This is a genomic window from Marinobacter sp. ANT_B65, assembly GCF_002407605.1.
GTDB lineage: Bacteria > Pseudomonadota > Gammaproteobacteria > Pseudomonadales > Oleiphilaceae > Marinobacter.
In genome coordinates this window covers 740,479-754,793 of the sequence record NZ_NXGV01000001.1, presented here as the reverse complement: position 1 = coordinate 754,793, position 14,315 = coordinate 740,479, and the positions used below count along the sequence as shown (strand labels likewise).

Below are 14,315 nucleotides of genomic sequence, written 5' to 3'. Positions count from 1 at the left end.
AAGCGAGGTTATTCCGGGGCTCTGAATCAACTATAAAAACAAGGAAAGATTATGAGTCAGCCCACTGTTACCGCAATGGATATCGCACGCAGCCTGCCGGGGATACTCAAACGGTTCCCCGCTATCGCCAGGGGCTATTACTACTATTCAGTCAAGGGTGCACGCAAAATCCTTACCCTCGGAACCCTGATCGAAAAAAACGCTGAAAAATATGGAAACAGACCTGCGATTCTTTTTGAAGATCGCAGCATTACCTGGGGTGACTTCAACGCCTGGAGCAACCGTATTGCAGGCTGTTTTCAGGCTCTGGGCCTGAAAAAAGGCGATTCCATCGCCGTGTTCCTGGAAAATCGCCCGGAAGTTCTGGCGGTGGTTGCGGGTGCAGCCAAGATAGGCGTTGCCTGCGCCATGCTGAATACATCCCAGAAAGGCAAGGTATTGGAACATAGCGCCAGTCTGGTCAAACCAAAACTGGTCGTGATCGGTGAGGAACTGGTGTCTGCGTTTGATGACATAAAAGAAAGCCTGCAGCTCGACCATCCGTCACCTTTCCTGTTCCTCGCCGACACCAATACCCTCAATGCCTTCGGAGATGCGCCCCCGGGCTACACCAATATGGCCCGGCAGGTCAGCACATTTAACAGCGACAACCTGAATCTGATTGACCCACCAAGAACAGGAGATACGGCAATCTACCTGTTCACCTCCGGGACAACCGGGCTTCCAAAAGCTGCTCCTGGCTCACACAACAAGTTCCTGAAGGCCTACGGAGGCTTTGGCCTCATGTCTTTATCCATGAAACCGGAAGACGTTTTCTACTGCACACTGCCCCTTTATCACGGCACAGGCCTTGTGGTTTGTTGGGGAGCAGTACTGGCTGGAGGCTCGGCCTTTGCCCTGCGCCGGAAATTCTCTGCGAGCGCCTTCTGGGACGACGTGCGCCGCTACGATGCAACTGTCTTTGGCTATATAGGCGAACTCTGCCGCTATCTGCTGAACCAGCCGCCAGGCGATCAGGATCGCAACCACCGCCTGACAAAAATGCTTGGAAATGGTTTGAGGCCATCTATCTGGAAAGAATTCAAAGATCGGTTCGGCATTGAAACCATTGCGGAGCTCTATGCCTCCAGCGAAGGCAATATCGGTTTCAGCAACTTCTTCAATCAGGACAATACCGTCGGCTTGTCTACCGCCCCCTACAAGCTGGTGAAATTTCACGACGGCACCCGCGACCCGATCCGTGATGAAAAAGGCTTCATGCAGGAAGTGGCAAAGGGCGATCCGGGCCTGCTCATCGGAGAAATCACGGAAAAGTGGTCTTTTGAGGGCTACACACAGAAAGAGGCTACGGAGAAATCCATCCTGCGCAACGCATTCAAAAAAGGAGACGCCTGGTTCAACACAGGTGATGTCCTGAAAGACATAGGATGCCGTCACCTGCAGTTTGTGGATCGGATGGGAGACACTTTCCGCTGGAAAGGTGAGAACGTTTCAACCACCGAAGTGGAGAATATCATCGACGGTTCAGGAATGGTGGAAGAGGCCATCGTCTACGGCGTAGAGATTCCGGACACCAACGGCAAAGCAGGCATGGTTACACTGGTCCCTAAAGGCAGTGCTTTCGATATCAACAAGCTGCAGATGTTCTTACGCGACAACCTTCCAGCCTATGCGGTTCCGGTGTTTGTGAGAATTACTCACTCCATCGAGAAAACGGGGACATTCAAATACCGTAAGGTAGATATCCAGAAAGCCGGCTACTGCCTTGATCGCCCCGGCGAGGAAGTGTTTGCCTGGCTACCTGAAACTGCGGGGTATGTACAACTTACCCCGCAGCTGGTTTCGGATATTGATTCAGGATCGGTTCGTTTTTAGCATCAACTCAGGACCCGACTTTAAGCACCACCTTGCCTGTAGCACGGCGTTCAGTCAGAGCGCCGAGGGCTTTTGCGTAATCCTCAAACTCAAAAACCTCACTGATTACCGGGTCAATTTTACCCTCGCTATAGAGCTTCATCAGTTCCATCATATTCTGGGCACTTGCTTCGGGTTCTTTCCGGGTAAAGCTACCCCAGAACACACCAACAACAGCGCAGCCTTTCAGCAACGTGAGGTTTGCCGGAATCTTGGGAATATCACCTGCAGCAAAGCCAACGATCAGATGGCGGCCATTCCAGGCCATAGCCCGCAATGCCTGCTCTGTAAAATCACCACCCACAGGATCATAAATTACATCCACACCCTTATTATCTGTCAGACGCTTTACCGCATCCTTCAAAGGTTCCTCGGAGTAATTGATCAGCTCATCTGCACCGGCTGCTTTGGCCACAGCCAGTTTCTCAGCAGAGCTGGCTGCGGCTATAACGCGAGCGCCCATAGCCTTACCCAACTCGACCGTTGCCAGCCCTACGCCACCGCTGGCTCCCAGAACCAGAAGACTCTCTCCAGGTTTGATGTTAGCCCGCTGTTTGAGGGCATGATAGGAGGTGCCATATACCATCGTGAACGCCGCCGCCTTCTCATCACTCATGCCGTCAGGCACTGGCAGCAGGTTTTGTTCCGGGACAATCACTTCCTCGGCAAATGAACCATAGCCCGTAAGACCCGCAACCCGGTCACCGACCTTGAAACGTGTAACCTTGTCACCCACTGCAATGACTTCACCGGCCATTTCGCCACCTGGCGAAAAGGGCATGGGCGGCTTGAGCTGATACTTGCCTTCAATAATCAGTGTGTCAGGAAAGTTCAGACCCGCTGCTTTTACCCGGACTTTAACGCCATATTCTTTGGCCTCCGGGCTGGGCACGTTCTCTATGACGAGTGTTTCCGCAGTGCCATATTCTTTACAGAGGATCGCTTTCATTAGGGCTCCTTTTGATAAGTTCTGTTGTTCTTGAGTTCCGTCAAGCTAAACAGACTCAACCCACGAAGCAAATAAAGAACCTTTATCGGGGTTTATAAATAATGCTTATACCCGGATTATTACGGGCAGGTTTCCGGAGATGAATCGGGCGTCATTTTCCGCTATTCTTCCCGCTCCTGATCCGAGCCACTCAGCAGCCATCCGCCTTTCCTTCAGGGTTCAATTATGCTCGACGTCATCTACTCGCTTGAAATGATTGGAATTGTTGCCTTCGCCATATCAGGCATGGTGGTTGCGCGCTCCAAGAATATGGATCCGGTCGGTGTTTTCACCATCGCATTTATTACCGCTCTGGGCGGCGGAACCCTGCGCGACCTCATCATGGACAACCATCCGGTTTACTGGATAAAACACGAAGAACAGCCCATTCTGATTCTCGCTATGGCGATTGTATTCAGTTACTGGAAGCGCTCTGAACGTATTCGCGAGTCCTGGATTGTATTTCCGGATGCCATCGGGCTTGGCACTTTCTCCATACTGGGAGCACAACTGGCCCTCGATCTGGGTCACTCGTGGTTTATCGCATCACTACTCGGGGTTATGACAGGTACATTCGGTGGAGCCCTTCGCGATACCCTCTGTAACGAGGTGCCCTTCATTTTTCGCAAGGACCAGATCTACGCATCCATTTCCTTCGCTGGCTGCTGGCTTTATTTCCTGTGCCAATGGACATTGCAAAGCGAAACCCTGTCGTTGACGATTGGCCTGTTATTTATCGTTATTGTGCGAATGGCTGCGGTACGTTTCGATATTCGCTTGCAACGTGACCCGGCACAGAGCCGATAATGGGGAGACGCCAATCATCTCTTGGCCTCAGGCTCCCCAGCCAGTAAGATTACCGTTTTTTCACCCTACACTCTGACATCCCTAGAGGCAGACTCCCCTCATGCTCGAACGACTGTTCAAACTTCAGGCCCACGGCACCAATGTGCGTAAAGAGCTGGTTGCGGGTATCACTACCTTCCTGACCATGGCGTATATTATTGTCGTCAACCCGGACATTCTGTCCTCGACTGGCATGGACTTCGGTGCGGTGTTTGTCGCCACCTGTCTGGCAGCAGCTATTGGCTCCCTGATCATGGGGCTATGGGCAAACTACCCTATCGCCCTGGCTCCGGGCATGGGGCTCAATGCCTTCTTTTCTTTCACCGTGGTGGGCAGTCTGGGCTATAGCTGGGAAGTAGCCCTGGGGGCGGTATTCCTTTCTGGCTTTATCTTCCTCTTGCTGAGTATTTTCAAGGTTCGCGAATGGATAATTAACAGTATTCCCATGTCGCTACGCTTCGGCATTTCCGCGGGCATTGGCTTCTTTCTCGCTTTGATCGCCCTTAAAAATGCCGGCATCGTAATAGATCACCCTGCCACACTGGTAGGTCTGGGCAACCTGAAATCCGCAGAAAGCCTCTTGTTCTTTGGAGGGTTTGTACTAATTTGTGCACTCTCATTCCGGCGCATAACCGGCGCTGTGATGATCGGTATTATTGCGATAACCGTGATCGCCATGATGCTGGGAATGGTTGAGTACAAGGGCTTCTTCGCAGCGCCCCCAAGCCTTGCGCCCACGTTCATGCAAATGGACATTGCTGGCGCACTGAACGTCGGCATGATCAGTATTGTGTTCGCATTCCTGTTTGTCGATTTGTTCGACACTTCCGGCACCCTCATTGGCGCCGCCCACCGTGGTGGGTTGCTGGATGAAGACGGCAAACTTCCACGCCTGGGCCGGGCACTGATGTCTGATTCCGTTGCCACCATGTCAGGCGCTGCACTCGGCACCTCAACAACAACCAGCTATATAGAATCGACCGCAGGTATCTCTGCCGGCGGCCGCACCGGCCTGACCGCCGTCGTTGTAGCTGTTCTGTTCCTTGCCTGCCTGCTGTTATCCCCCATTGCCAGTATTATTCCGCCGTATGCCACTGCTCCCGCACTGTTGTATGTTGCAGTACTGATGGCCAGCGGCCTGAAGCTGATAGACTGGGACGATATTACGGAAGCCGCTCCTGCGGTTGTTACCGCTCTGATGATGCCACTGACTTTTTCTATCGCCAATGGCATCGCAATGGGTTTCGTTACTTACGCTGTCATCAAGGCTCTGAGTGGACGCTGGTCTGAGCTCAGCCCGAGCGTTGTGGTAATTTCTGTCGTATTCATCCTGAAATTCATCTTTCTGGACGCAGCCTGAGCTGCGCCCGGACTGAGGGCCTGATTTTATGGATTACTTTTCCCAAAGCATCAAACAAGCCATTCGCACCGTGCCTGACTGGCCCAAGCCCGGTGTTGCCTTCCGTGATATCACCACGGTTCTGCAGGACAAGACTGCCTTCCGGAAGCTGATTGATGCGTTCGTTCATCGCTACCACGGCCAGAAGATTGATGCTGTGGCCGCGGTGGATGCCCGGGGCTTCATCATTGGCTCAGCGCTGGCCTATGAACTTAATGCCTCGCTGGTTCTTGTGCGCAAGAAAGGCAAGTTGCCGTTCGATACGCTGGTGGAAGACTACGAACTCGAATACGGCACCGCATCAGTGGAACTGCACAAGGATGCCTTCAAGCCCGGCGACCAGGTAGTGCTTGTCGACGATCTGATTGCTACAGGCGGAACCATGCTGGCCGCCAGCCGACTGATTCGGCGCATTGGTGCTGACATAGTGGAGGTAGCCGCCATGATCGACCTGCCCGATCTTGGAGGCTCAGCCAAACTGCAGGAAGAAGGCCTCAAGGTCTATACTGTATGCTCGTTTGAGGGCGAATAGACGCTTGCGCCCCGACATCCTCACGAGTATGTAAAGCGGCACTGGAAGGTCACCTATGGAACAATACCAGCACTACTGGAAAGACGGCACACCCGTGCACCTGCCCCTGGGAAAGATCGTCTGCGTTGGCAGGAACTATGCCGAACACGCGAAAGAGCTCAACAACCCGGTACCGGCAGAACCTTTGCTGTTCATTAAACCCGCTACCGCCGCAGTCCATGTAACACGCCCCCTGGAACTCCAGGCAAACAAGGGCCAGACGCATTTTGAAACTGAACTGGCGGTATTGATCGGCAAACCCCTCACCAACGCATCGTCCAGCGAGGCCCGGGATGCCATTCTTGGCTACGGTCTGGCGCTGGACCTGACTTTTCGGGATCTGCAAAGCCGACTGAAAGAAAAGGGGCATCCATGGGAACTGGCAAAAGCCTTTGATGGCTCCTGTCCCTTGTCCCCTTTTGTGGCTGCAGACCATTTCCCTGGTGATCACATCACCTTCAGCATGGATATCAACGGCCAGCGCCAGCAAAGCGGCGACACCCGGGATATGATTTTCCCAATCATTCCATTGCTTACGCATATAAGCAGCCATTTCACGCTACTGCCCGGCGACGTAGTACTCACAGGCACTCCAAAGGGTGTAGGCCCTCTTTCTTCAGGGCAGACACTTTCGCTAGAACTGGAAGACCTGTTGTCTGTTTCCACCAAAGTGGTTTAACTTGGACTGACACAATCTTTCTTTCTGTAGAGCACGTATAGTCAGCCATGGCAAAAAAACCGGTTACCTCACGCAGTGGTCGATTCTTCAAGCTTGCGGGTATGACTGCCTCGGTAGCTGGGCAGTATGCGGGCCAGAAAGCCCGCAGCATGTTCAGCAGCGAAAACGATGACGGTGCCCGTAGCGAAAGCTATACCCGCATGGCCAACCGCATCACCGATACACTCGGTGAAATGAAAGGTGCGGCCATGAAGCTTGGCCAGATTGCTTCCCAGACTCAGGACTTCCTCCCCCGGGAGTTCTCGGACGCGCTTCAGAAACTGCAGAAAGAAGCGCCACCCATGCCCTTCGATATCATTCTTGAGCAGATAGAAACCGAACTGGGAAAACCGGTTGGTGAGCTGTTTGAATACCTGCAGGACACACCCTACGCTGCTGCATCAATAGGCCAGGTACACCGCGCCAGGTTGCATGACGGCACCGATGTAATCGTAAAGGTCCAGTACCCGGGTGTAGATGAATCCTGCGATTCAGACCTGAAACAATTGCGCCTTGCCCTGAAGCTCGGTGGCTTGTTGAAAATGCCCAAGGAATCAGTTGACCAGTTATTTACGGAAATCCGTGAGCGGCTCAGGGAAGAGCTGGATTACGAAAACGAAGCCCGTAATATCGAACTGTTCCGGGAGTTTCACAAAAAGGACCCCTGGATAGTTATTCCTTCTGTAATTCCCGGCCACTCAACCCGCCATGTACTTACACTGGAACTGGAGGAAGGTGACCACGTGAGCGAGGTCACGCCCGAGCGCTATGACCAGGCGACGATCAACATGATCGGCCAGCGCATGTTCAAGGCCATGGCGGACCAGTTATTCTGTTTTCAGTGCATTCATGGTGACCCCCACGCCGGAAACTTTGCATATCGCCCGGATGGCAGCATTGTGATGTACGATTTCGGCTGCGTGAAGAAACTGAAACCGGAAATTGTTGAAGCCTACCGCAATGCAGTTACGGCGGCACTGGCCCAGGATTACAAGGCGCTGGATGCCTACCTGATTGATCTTGGTGCCCGGGTGGGGAGTCAGCCGGCCATTGATGAGGCCTACTACGCCATGTGGCGGGACATTCTGGTTGTACCCTTCGATTCAGAGCAGCCCTATGATTTTGGCGAATCCAGCATTCACATGCATGTAGCCGCCAAAACAAGCACGGTATTCAAATACCTGGATTCGTTTAAACCGCCGGTTGAGAGTATCTTTATTGACCGGATGATTGCCGGACATTACTGGATGCTGAAGCGCCTCGGGGTGCAGGCAGCTTTTGGTGAGGAGCTTCGCAAGTATCTTGCGGAACCGCACTGACAATGCCTATCTGGCCAGGTAGTTTGCAGCCCACTCAGCAATGCCTTCACCGGCTCCTTTCCGGATGACCCTTGCCCTGGAGACCCCAGCGGGTTCACCCGGGTCGATTACCGTAATCGGTACATCTCTCTCCACTTCGTGAACCAGGCCCGCTGCAGGGTATACCTGTAGCGACGTGCCCACGATCAGCAGGTCATCTGCTGTGCGAACCAGCTCCGCCGCGGCCTCAAGCATAGGGACTTCTTCGCCAAACCAGACAATGTGCGGACGCAGCTGCTGCCCGAGTTCGCACTGTTCTCCCAGCTCAATATCCCGGTAACCTATGTCGTATACCAGCTCCGGATTCAGCGAGCTTCTGGCTTTGGTGAGTTCGCCATGGAGGTGAATCACGTGGCTGGAACCCCCACGCTCATGCAGGTCGTCTACGTTCTGAGTGATGATGGTTACGCGATGGTGCTGTTCCAGTTCACCCAGCAGTCGGTGGGCGCGATTGGGCTGGACTTCGGCAAGCTGGCGCCGGCGCTCGTTGTAGAAACGCAGCACCAGCTCCTGATTGCGGGCAAAGGCTTCGGGGGTGGCAACATCATACACACTGTGCTGCTCCCAGAGGCCGCCGTTATCGCGAAATGTAGAGAGGCCACTTTCGGCGCTGATACCAGCGCCGGTGAGTACTACTATGTGTCTTTGCATCAGTCGAATATTTTGCCGGGGTTGATGATTCCATTGGGATCAAATACTTTCTTGATCCCTTTCAGGTAAGCGATTTCCGCTTCGCTGCGGGTATATTGCAGGTAAGGCTTTTTGGTCATGCCTACGCCATGTTCAGCAGAGACGCTGCCTTCATACCTCTCGACAATTTCAAATACCCACTTGTTAACCTGCTGGCACTTTTCAAAGAAATCTTCTTTTGCCATATCTTCTGGTTTGAGGATATTGAGGTGAAGATTGCCATCGCCAATGTGGCCAAACCAGATGATTTCAAAATCCGGATAGTGCCGGGTTACTACCTCATCGATTTCCTGCAGGAACCCCGGCACTTTGGAAACAACAACGGAAATATCGTTTTTGTAAGGCGTACGGGGCGCGATGGATTCCGAGATGCGTTCACGCAGCTGCCACAGGTTCCGTGCCTGGGTTTCACTCTGGCTGATGACACCATCCAGCACCCATCCGTTTTCCATACACTGCTCAAACAGGCTCATGGCGCTATCCATTACCTGATCAGAAGTGGCTTCAAACTCCAGCAGCGCATAGTAAGGCGCTTCAGTTTCGAACGGCGCCGGTACCTGCCCGTGGGCCAGAACGTGCCCCATGGCCTGATGTGAAAAGAACTCGTAGGCAGTCAGATCGAGGCCGCCCTGGAAGGTTTTGAGCACGTCCATGGTATTGGAAAGATCGTTCAGCCCTAGAACCAGAACTGTGAGGCTCTCCGGTTGGCGAGAAAGCTTCATGGTAGCTTCAGTTATAAAGCCCAGGGTGCCCTCAGCACCGATGAACAGATGGCGAAGGTCGTATCCGGTGTTGTTCTTTTCCAGATCCTTGTTCAGATCAAGAATGTCCCCTTTTCCGGTTACCACTTTAAGGCCCGCCACCCAGTCGCGGCTCATGCCGTAGCGGATAACCTTGATGCCGCCAGCATTGGTAGAAAGATTCCCGCCAAGCTGACTGGAGCCGGCAGATGCGAAATCTACCGGGTAATAGAGATGGTTCTCTTCGGCAAAATTCTGCAGCTGTTCAGTTACCACGCCCGCCTGGCAACGAACCAGCCGGTCGCTGGCACTGAAATCCAGGATCTGATTCATGTTATCGAACGCAACAACAACTTCCCCGTTGGCGGCCACTGCGCCCGCACTCAGGCCCGTGCGGCCTCCGGAAGGAACCAGAGCCACCCCCTGCTCATTGGCAAACTTCACCAGGGCCTGAACCTGTTCCGTAGTTTTTGGCAGCACAATGGCCAAAGGGTTGGGGGCATAGATGCGCGTCCAGTCCTTGCCATAATTTTCGAGATCAGCTGCGTCAGTCAGTACCTTTCCAGGCGCCGCGTCAGTGGCAACCAGCTCTTTGAGGGAAGCAATGATCTGTTCAGATTTCATGAAGGCATTAGTCTCGTCAGGTTTAGGCTGGCAGCTCTGGACAAAAAGTTCTCAGTTCAGTTGATCCAGGCGAACCGGCACACTGTGAAAAGTTGCTTTTATGGTATCATACCGCCCCTGTTCTGTGAGCCAGCCCAGATGATGACTGGTTACAGGTCACTTCATGCGACGAAAGGTTCGGAAGCAAAGCCCATGTCAACGACGTCTCTCGAAAAGAGCAAAATCCGCATTCTGCTGCTGGAAGGCGTGCATCAGTCCGCACTGGATACCCTGAATGCTGCAGGCTACACCAACATTGAGTACCTCAGTCACTCCCTGGCCGAGGAAGACCTGATTGAGAAAATCGCCGATGCGCACTTTGTCGGTATTCGCTCGCGCACTCAGTTGACTGCGAAAGTATTCGAGGCAGCCAAAAAACTGGTCGCCGTGGGTTGCTTCTGTATTGGCACTAACCAGGTGGATCTCCAGGCAGCCACCCGTCGCGGCATCGCAGTATTCAATGCCCCATTCTCCAACACCCGCAGCGTTGCTGAACTGGTTCTTGCACAGGCTATCCTCCTGCTGCGCGGTGTTCCAGAGAAAAACGCCAAGGCGCATCGGGGCGAATGGCAGAAATCAGCAAAAGACAGCTACGAGATTCGTGGCAAAAAGCTGGGAATCATTGGCTACGGCAACATAGGTACACAGTTCAGTGTTCTGGCAGAAAGCCTGGGCATGGACGTGTACTTCTACGATGTAGTATCCAGGCTCTCCATCGGCAATGCCACTCAGGTAGGAACGATGCAGGAACTGCTTAACATCGCTGATGTTGTGAGCCTGCACGTTCCGGAGACACCGGCCACCAAGTACATGTTCAAGGCAGAGCAACTGGCCCAGATGAAGCCTGGCTCTATCCTGATGAACGCGTCAAGAGGGTCCGTTGTTGATATTGATGCACTTGCTGACGCCCTGAGAAGTGGCAAGTTGCTGGGTGCTGCAATTGACGTGTTCCCCGTTGAGCCCAAGTCCAACAACGAAGAATTCGTTTCCCCGCTGCGGGAGTTCGACAATGTGATCCTCACGCCGCACGTGGGCGGTTCGACCATCGAAGCCCAGGAAAACATCGGGCGTGAAGTGGCCGAGAAACTGACCATGTATAGCGACAACGGTACCTCCGTGTCGTCAGTCAACTTCCCTGAAGTTGCACTGCCTTCGCATCCGAATCAGCACCGTCTGCTGCACATTCACGAGAACGTGCCCGGAGTGATGTCAGAAATCAACCAGGTATTCTCCGAGAATGGCATCAACATCTGCGGTCAGTACCTGCAGACCAAAGAAGACATTGGTTATGTCGTAATTGATGTGGATAAAGCCTACGGTGAGCTGGCCCTGGAGAAACTGCTCCAGGTAAAAGGCACCATACGCTGCCGCGTACTGTTTTAAGCCACAGCACCATAAAAAAACCGGAGCCTTTGCTCCGGTTTTTTTATGGCCGGCAATACCCGAACCAGGTTACTGCCCCGTTACTGCCCCGTTACTGCCCCGTTACTGCATAGGAACCAGCGTCAGCTCTACGCGACGGTTCTGCTCACGCCCTGCAGCGGTATCATTGGAAGCAATAGGGTAGCGCTCTCCGTAACCCACCGCACGGGTGCGGCTGGACGCAATACCCTGATTAAGCAGAAAATCCCGCACCGAGCCAGCACGGCGTTCACTGAGCAACTGGTTGTAACTGTCCGAACCGGAGCTGTCAGTATGACCTTCGATCTGGATAATGGTCTGGTCGAACTCTTTCAGTACCAGAGCAACCGATTCGAGAGTATCGGTGAAACCACCCCGAATCGAAGTCTGATTCAGGTCAAAAGTAATATTACCGGGCATGATGAGTTCGATCTGGTCACCGTTGCGAACAACCCGAACACCACTACCCTCCAGCTTCTGCCGCAACTGGGCTTCCTGCCGGTCCATGTAATAACCAATACCACCACCAATGGCTGCACCACCTGCCGCACCAATCAGGGCACCCTTAGCACGATCGCTTTTGCTTGAGGTTGCAGCGCCGATGGCCGCACCACCGATAGCGCCAATAATACTGCCTTTAGTGGCATCAGAGGTCTTCTGCTCACCAGTGTATGGGTCATAAGTCATGCAGCCGGCAAGGCCCATAGTCGTCACTGCTAATGCAAGCATGGTTTTCTTCACAGCATTCTCCTGTATCTGTATTTTCTGCAGGCGCCTTTCAGCTCTAAGCCTTCTTGTAACGGCTTCAAGAGTCAGCCAGAGCGTCTACCGTCGGATGTTCAAACGTATCAATAATCGTATTGAAAACGGTCGCTTGCAAATCTTTCGCCTCATTGACCAGATGATGACGGCCGTCGGCGATTCTCACTTCCTCTACCAATGCAAACTTGTTCCGGATAATTCTCAGATTGTGCTGCCAGTCTACAGTCTGATCTTTCTCGCCCTGAACAACCGTAACCGGGAAGTCTACGGGGCGGGCAGATTCAATGTGCGGTATCCAGATGCGTAGTGCGCTGACCCAGTCCACATGCACCGACCTGGCCTGCAACGGATCATGATCACGCAGGAAACGCAAAAACCGGGTGTTACCACTGTTGGCTGAAAACACTCGCTGCCACCGGGAAAGAAACGGCTTTGCCATAGAGTGCAATACCTTCGCACCAAGCCAGCCAGCAGGACGCACCAGCGGGGCCAGTAAAACGACTTTGCGGAAATCCGATGTCTGCCGGGAATGGTGGTTAGACAGCAGGTAGTCAATCAATATACCGCCCCCTGTACTCTGGCCCACGGCGAACCATGGCCCGCGAACTTTTTCGCGGACACTGGCAATAACTTCTGACAAAACCCCCTGGTATTCCAGGAAACTGCCAATCGCTGCCGGCGTTCCACTGGAAAGTCCGTGGCCCGGCTGATCATAGGCAAGCACGTCAAAACCGGCACCGAGGCAGCGGTCAATCAACTGGCTGTATAAACCCACATGATCAAAGTAGCCATGAAGAATAAACACAGTACCCCGTTCTGCAGAAGGCTCCGGCAGCCGGAAATAGTGCACCATAACTTCATGCTGACCTGCTTTCACATAGCCCTGATGATAAGCAACTTCCGGATGTTCCACCCAGAGGTCAAGGCCATAAAAACGGCAATAGGCCACCATTTCCTCGCTAAGCTCTCTATGCTCATCAGGGTCGAATGGCTCTAGCCTGTTCAGCAAAGATTTGCGATTCCAGTCCGGTATTTCTATGGTATCCGTTTTCCAGTACACGTAGAGTTAAGCGCCTGTCATGAATAGATAATACGAATTACGATGCACAATCCTAACCCATAGCGGGGGCATAACACAGATGTTGCAACATCTTCTTGAAACCGGACTGCGCCAGATCATGAATCGTGTGGTCAGGCCAACACTTCACCCGGCAGTACCGGTTTCTGTTCAGCGCAAACTGATAAGCCAGGCCTACCGGAGTTCAGTTCCCCCCCGGGACTGCCGCTTTCAGTCAGATACACTGGCAGGCATCCCGGTTATCAGGAGTTCCTTCGGCCAGGTTACACGCGGCGCAGTACTCTATCTTCACGGTGGTGGTTATATTATCGGATCTGCTGCCACACACAGAGGCATCACCGGGCACCTGGCCAAAGCCAGCGGCTGCATGGTGGTTGCACCGGACTACCGCCTTGCTCCAGAACACCCTTTCCCGGCTGCGCTCGACGACGCTGAAGCCGTATGGCTGGCACTGATTGATGAGGGGTTTGCGCCCGGACAAATTGCCATTGCCGGCGACTCAGCCGGAGGTGGCCTGGCTGTTGCACTGGCCATGCGCCTGCGTGACAGCGACCAGCCGCTACCCTCATCCCTTACAGTGTTTTCGCCCTGGACAGATCTCACTCAGGAAGCACTGTACTCACCGGAGTGCGAACCCGTGTTACAGGCACAGTGGACGGCAAAAGCGGCAAAACTCTATGCCGGACACGAATCCCTTCGCAATCCTCTGCTGTCACCCGTTTTCGGCAACTTTGAAGGACTGCCCCCCATACTGATACAGGCCGGAAGCCAGGAAATTCTGCTGAATGACGCGGAGCGACTTGCGGATGCAGCCCGTAAAGCCGGTGTACCAACACAACTCGAAGTATTCAACAGCCTTTGGCACGTGTTCCAGATCCATAGCGGCCAGCTGGAAAGAGCCACCACTGCAGTGAAAGCCGCAGGCGACCATATCAGGGCGCATCAGGCAGACTGAGTTCGCCCATAACAAGCGCCTCTTTGCGCTGTTTTGGCCAGCGCTTGATATGCCATTCCAGTTTTGACGCGCGACTGCGATCGCCCGCAGGCGAGCTGAAAACCAGTTCCAGCGGGCCCTTGCCCCTCAGGCTCCGCGCGCCCTTCGGGGCGCCTGCCTGATGTTCGGAAAAACGACGGGGCACATCTGTGCTGATCCCGGTATAAAGCGCGCCATTAGCAGTACGAACCAT

The 14,315-nt window shown here is 53.6% G+C and carries 14 protein-coding genes; 8 read left to right on the top strand and 6 right to left on the bottom strand.

Annotated features, from left to right (window positions below; translation table 11 throughout):
- Positions 1-51 precede the first annotated feature (51 nt).
- Positions 52-1,875, top strand: coding sequence for a long-chain-acyl-CoA synthetase (locus CPA50_RS03635; RefSeq protein ID WP_096781097.1), 1,824 nt, complete (start codon positions 52-54; stop codon positions 1,873-1,875).
- A gap of 7 nt (positions 1,876-1,882) precedes the next feature.
- On the opposite strand, the gene CPA50_RS03630 is transcribed toward CPA50_RS03635, so the two are convergent.
- Positions 1,883-2,863: an NADPH:quinone oxidoreductase family protein gene (locus CPA50_RS03630; protein ID WP_096781096.1), complete on the bottom strand. Its 981-nt coding sequence runs from the start codon at positions 2,861-2,863 to the stop codon at positions 1,883-1,885.
- A gap of 225 nt (positions 2,864-3,088) precedes the next feature.
- On the opposite strand from CPA50_RS03630, the gene CPA50_RS03625 reads away from it, so the two are divergent.
- The 5 genes from CPA50_RS03625 (at position 3,089) to CPA50_RS03605 (ending at position 7,755) form a co-directional block, all read left to right on the top strand.
- A complete protein-coding gene (locus CPA50_RS03625) occupies positions 3,089-3,709 on the top strand; it encodes a trimeric intracellular cation channel family protein (protein WP_096781095.1) in 621 nt (206 codons plus the stop codon).
- A gap of 100 nt (positions 3,710-3,809) precedes the next feature.
- Complete coding sequence (locus CPA50_RS03620) at positions 3,810-5,108, top strand: NCS2 family permease (protein ID WP_096781094.1); 1,299 nt, start codon at positions 3,810-3,812, stop codon at positions 5,106-5,108.
- A gap of 28 nt (positions 5,109-5,136) precedes the next feature.
- Entirely contained in the window at positions 5,137-5,679 is a 543-nt protein-coding gene (locus CPA50_RS03615; RefSeq protein WP_096781093.1) for an adenine phosphoribosyltransferase, read from the top strand.
- Positions 5,680-5,734: 55 nt separating this feature from the next.
- A complete protein-coding gene (locus CPA50_RS03610) occupies positions 5,735-6,397 on the top strand; it encodes a fumarylacetoacetate hydrolase family protein (protein ID WP_096781092.1) in 663 nt (220 codons plus the stop codon).
- Positions 6,398-6,444: 47 nt separating this feature from the next.
- Entirely contained in the window at positions 6,445-7,755 is a 1,311-nt protein-coding gene (locus tag CPA50_RS03605; RefSeq protein WP_096781091.1) for an ABC1 kinase family protein, read from the top strand.
- Positions 7,756-7,761: 6 nt separating this feature from the next.
- On the opposite strand, the gene CPA50_RS03600 is transcribed toward CPA50_RS03605, so the two are convergent.
- Both CPA50_RS03600 and CPA50_RS03595 read right to left on the bottom strand, forming a co-directional pair.
- Positions 7,762-8,445 carry an SIR2 family NAD-dependent protein deacylase gene (locus CPA50_RS03600; RefSeq protein ID WP_096781090.1) on the bottom strand — a complete coding sequence of 228 codons (684 nt, stop codon included), beginning with the start codon at positions 8,443-8,445 and terminating at the stop codon, positions 7,762-7,764.
- Positions 8,445-9,848: an FAD-binding oxidoreductase gene (locus CPA50_RS03595; protein ID WP_096781089.1), complete on the bottom strand. Its 1,404-nt coding sequence runs from the start codon at positions 9,846-9,848 to the stop codon at positions 8,445-8,447. The genes CPA50_RS03600 and CPA50_RS03595 overlap by 1 nt, the downstream gene beginning before the upstream one ends.
- Positions 9,849-10,040: 192 nt before the next feature.
- On the opposite strand from CPA50_RS03595, the gene serA reads away from it, so the two are divergent.
- The gene (gene serA, locus CPA50_RS03590; RefSeq protein ID WP_096782318.1) at positions 10,041-11,270 is read left to right on the top strand and encodes a phosphoglycerate dehydrogenase; all 1,230 of its coding nucleotides are present in this window, start codon (positions 10,041-10,043) and stop codon (positions 11,268-11,270) included.
- A 102-nt stretch (positions 11,271-11,372) separates the two neighbouring features.
- Here serA and CPA50_RS03585 read toward each other — a convergent pair whose 3' ends face one another.
- Positions 11,373-12,029, bottom strand: a complete 657-nt coding sequence (locus CPA50_RS03585) for an OmpA family protein (protein ID WP_096781088.1) — start codon at positions 12,027-12,029, stop codon at positions 11,373-11,375.
- Positions 12,030-12,093: 64 nt separating this feature from the next.
- Positions 12,094-13,110: an alpha/beta hydrolase gene (locus CPA50_RS03580; RefSeq protein WP_096781087.1), complete on the bottom strand. Its 1,017-nt coding sequence runs from the start codon at positions 13,108-13,110 to the stop codon at positions 12,094-12,096.
- A 79-nt stretch (positions 13,111-13,189) separates the two neighbouring features.
- Here CPA50_RS03580 and CPA50_RS03575 point away from each other — a divergent pair, with 79 nt between their 5' ends.
- Positions 13,190-14,083, top strand: coding sequence for an alpha/beta hydrolase (locus CPA50_RS03575; protein ID WP_096781086.1), 894 nt, complete (start codon positions 13,190-13,192; stop codon positions 14,081-14,083).
- On the opposite strand, the gene CPA50_RS03570 is transcribed toward CPA50_RS03575, so the two are convergent.
- Complete coding sequence (locus tag CPA50_RS03570; RefSeq protein WP_096782317.1) at positions 14,061-14,315, bottom strand: GIY-YIG nuclease family protein; 255 nt, start codon at positions 14,313-14,315, stop codon at positions 14,061-14,063. The two genes, CPA50_RS03575 and CPA50_RS03570, sit on opposite strands and share 23 nt — an antisense overlap.